The sequence below is a fragment of the Bradyrhizobium sp. 159 genome (genome assembly GCF_023073795.1).
Classification (GTDB): Bacteria; Pseudomonadota; Alphaproteobacteria; order Rhizobiales; family Xanthobacteraceae; genus Bradyrhizobium.
This window is the reverse complement of sequence record NZ_JADPKE010000011.1, coordinates 1-2,743: the sequence shown is the minus strand read 5'-3', so window position 1 is coordinate 2,743 and position 2,743 is coordinate 1. Positions and strand designations below refer to the sequence as shown.

4 protein-coding genes are annotated in these 2,743 nt (G+C 61.2%); 1 reads left to right on the top strand and 3 read right to left on the bottom strand.

Going from position 1 to position 2,743, the window contains the following annotated elements:
• The 3 genes from IVA96_RS02235 to IVA96_RS02225 form a co-directional block, all read right to left on the bottom strand.
• Positions 1–839, bottom strand: an 839-nt coding sequence (locus IVA96_RS02235) for an IS66 family transposase (protein WP_247415229.1), incomplete at its 3' end; no start/stop codon positions are given.
• 69 nt (positions 840–908) lie between these two features.
• Positions 909–1,262 carry an IS66 family insertion sequence element accessory protein TnpB gene (gene tnpB / locus IVA96_RS02230; protein ID WP_247415227.1) on the bottom strand — a complete coding sequence of 118 codons (354 nt, stop codon included), beginning with the start codon at positions 1,260–1,262 and terminating at the stop codon, positions 909–911.
• On the bottom strand, positions 1,259–1,681 hold the full coding sequence (locus IVA96_RS02225) for a transposase (protein ID WP_247415225.1): 423 nt from the start codon (positions 1,679–1,681) through the stop codon (positions 1,259–1,261). The genes tnpB and IVA96_RS02225 overlap by 4 nt, the downstream gene beginning before the upstream one ends.
• 801 nt (positions 1,682–2,482) lie before the next feature.
• Here IVA96_RS02225 and IVA96_RS02220 point away from each other — a divergent pair.
• Positions 2,483–2,716 carry a hypothetical protein gene (locus IVA96_RS02220; RefSeq protein ID WP_247415231.1) on the top strand — a complete coding sequence of 78 codons (234 nt, stop codon included), beginning with the start codon at positions 2,483–2,485 and terminating at the stop codon, positions 2,714–2,716.
• The last annotated feature ends 27 nt before the right edge of the window (positions 2,717–2,743 follow it).

Here is a 2,743-nt window from a genome sequence, read left to right as displayed (position 1 = left end):
TCTGAGGCGATCGCCCAGAAGTAGCCCTTCTTCGTTTGGCCGCGCCCCGGATCGAGTACCGGCGCCTTGGTCTCATCCATGAACAGCCGATCCGCCATGGCCAGGTGGTGGCGCATGTGGTCCGCGATGGGCTGAAGATGGAAGCAGGCGCGGCCGGACCAGTTGCCCAGCGTCGCCCGATCAAGCCGGATACCCTGGCGCGCATAGATCTCGGCCTGACGGTAAAATGGCGTATGATCGCCAAATTTGGAGACGATCACGTGCGCGATGGCCGCTTCGGTCGGCAGCCCGCCGGGCACGACGTGCTCCGGTGCGTGCGCCTGCACGACGGGGCCCGCGCAGCGGCGACAGATGTATTTCGGGCGGCGCGTGACCAACACCCGCCATTGCGCCGGGATCACGTCGAGCCGTTTGCTGACGTCCTCGCCGATCTTCGCCATGGCACCGCAACCGCACGGACAGAGCGTGCTCGCAGGCTCGATGATCCGTTCCACCCGCGGCAAATGGGCAGGCAAGCAGCCGCGATTGCGATGAGGACCTTGATCCGGCACGTTCCGCGATCGGCCATTGATCACAGTCTCGGCTCTCTCCTGCGCCGCGTCCAGGATGCCTTGCGCGATCTCCACGTCTTCCAGCGGCAAGTGATACTGATCTGGCCGCAGCTTCTCGGACTTCGCGCCGAACTTCTCGCGTCGCAATTCGCCGAGAATGATCTCCAGCCGACGCCGCGCTTCCTCCGACGCCGCCAGCGCCCCCTGATGCTCGCTCAAGGCCGCCTGCGTTTGCGCCAAAAGCGCCTTGAGGCGTTCGTTTTCGCCGCGTAGCGCCGCGATGCTCATGTGCTATTTCGAGCACATCGCCGCCGCGCGTGCCACGCTCAAAATAGCTGCCGAGTCATTCTGCCGCACTTATCCAGCGACCTGCGGGCGCCGTGCTTCTTCCGGGCGGACCAACCTCCAATCCAGCCCCTCGAACAAGGCCGCGAACATCGCCGGCGACATCCGCATCACGCCGTCCGCGATCATTGGCCAAACGAACTTGCAACCTTCGAGGCGCTTGTGAACCAACACCAGGCCCGTTCGGTCCCACACCAAAATCTTGATTCGGTCCGCTCGTTTCGATCGGAACACGAAGGCTGCCCCGCTGAACGGATCGAGACGAAGCATCTCCTGCACCTTCGCCGCAAGCCCATCGTGGCCACAGCGGAAGTCGATCGGCCGCGTTGCAACGTAAATCTTCAGATCTGCACCGACCGCGATCATCGTGACGCTCGCACCGCGCGGATCACCCGGGACAGCTGCTCGCCATCTATGGCCGTATCCGTCCGCAGAACGACATCACCGATCGCAATCTCAAGCTTGATCGCCGGAACCTGACGCTCCTCCAACGCACCTTCCACGACCAGCGGCGCGAATGTCGGATGCGACGCCTCGCACGGCGGCAACACGCCTCGTTGCCGAAGCCGCCGTCGCCAATCGTAGATCTGCCAGCGCGTCGCTCCGTGCTTGCGCGCCACCTCGGCCACCTGGGCACCGGGCAACAGACTCTCGGCGACGATCCGAGCTCTCTCCGCTTCCGAACGCACGCGGCGCCCCGATGGTCCTTCAAGAACTTCCAACCGGCTCACCGACCCCGCCGACCGGCCGTCTAAATGGACGTCCTTTTTGCTGTCCAATCCCATCTCAAACCTCCGTCCAACCCGCAGGCTTCTTCGCACAGCTATCCCGATCCCGAACCAAGGGCTCCGGCTAAGCGCTTACGATCGTTCGAACAAGACCTTGAGCGAATGAGTGACCCAGCCAGTCGCGAGCGCCGGGGCAGTTGCAAATAGTTTGCGACGAAATAAAACGCTCGCTATCCAGCCAACAAAGGCGCACGGTCCCACCGCCACCGCGCGGCCCGTAGCATCTATCGGTGGTGTGGACGCAAAATTGCGCTCTCGTTAAATACCACAGCGGAGCACAAACATGCCGGCCCGACGTATCCTGGAACAATCACCGACATTCGAGTACCGTCTCGCACAAGAGGCGATTAGTTTGCGCCAGCAGGCCAGAGGGATGCCCCCCGGCATCCGCCGTACGGAACTCTTGCAAAAGGCCCGGCAGATTGATGCTGCCCGAGAGGTCAACACGTGGCTGACCTCGCCGGGACTACAACCCCCAATCTAAGTTTCTTCGCCAAGGTGATGAACCTCGGTACGACGCGTGGAGACCAATTTTCATCGGGATTTACTCTCACCCTCCCGGGGCTGGTAAGCCGCCGCCTGCGCTTTATTTAAGTGGGCGGCGTTTTTGTTGCTGTCCGAGTTTGATCCTCCGGTGTTTCCACCCCATGCTAGTGCAGGAGCGCGGTCACACGTTGGCATGTCGGTAGACGCGGTTTACCGCATGTCGCCTATTTGGCCGATTCTGTTGAAAAAGGCAGCTGTTGCGACGCAGAGATATCAGTGATTCAGTCTGTCTAATTGGCAGGACTGAAGATCATGATGGGGCATCGGCAAGTCGAACAGACCGCGTTGTTCTATGAGTTCTCGCTCGAAAGACATATCCCGACTGATCACTTGCTGCGGTTGATTGACAGGTTTGTCGATCTTGAACAGGTCCGGCGGGACCTGGCTGTCAATCGGCTTGCAAATTTGACCCCTCGTATTGCCGCATCAGCAAATGTTACCCTGATGGCACGGATGCGAAGTCGACTGGTCGGCCGCGCCATGTAGCTTTCCCGGCTTGCTCGACGAGAGGGG

What these genes read in the sequence shown, in the direction of transcription:
- tnpB (WP_247415227.1), bottom strand. Translation starts at nt 1,262, where the DNA reads ATGATCGCGGTCGGTGCAGATCTGAAGATTTACGTTGCAACGCGGCCG.
- IVA96_RS02220 (WP_247415231.1), top strand. Translation starts at nt 2,483, where the DNA reads ATGATGGGGCATCGGCAAGTCGAACAGACCGCGTTGTTCTATGAGTTC.
- IVA96_RS02225 (WP_247415225.1), bottom strand. Translation starts at nt 1,681, where the DNA reads ATGGGATTGGACAGCAAAAAGGACGTCCATTTAGACGGCCGGTCGGCG.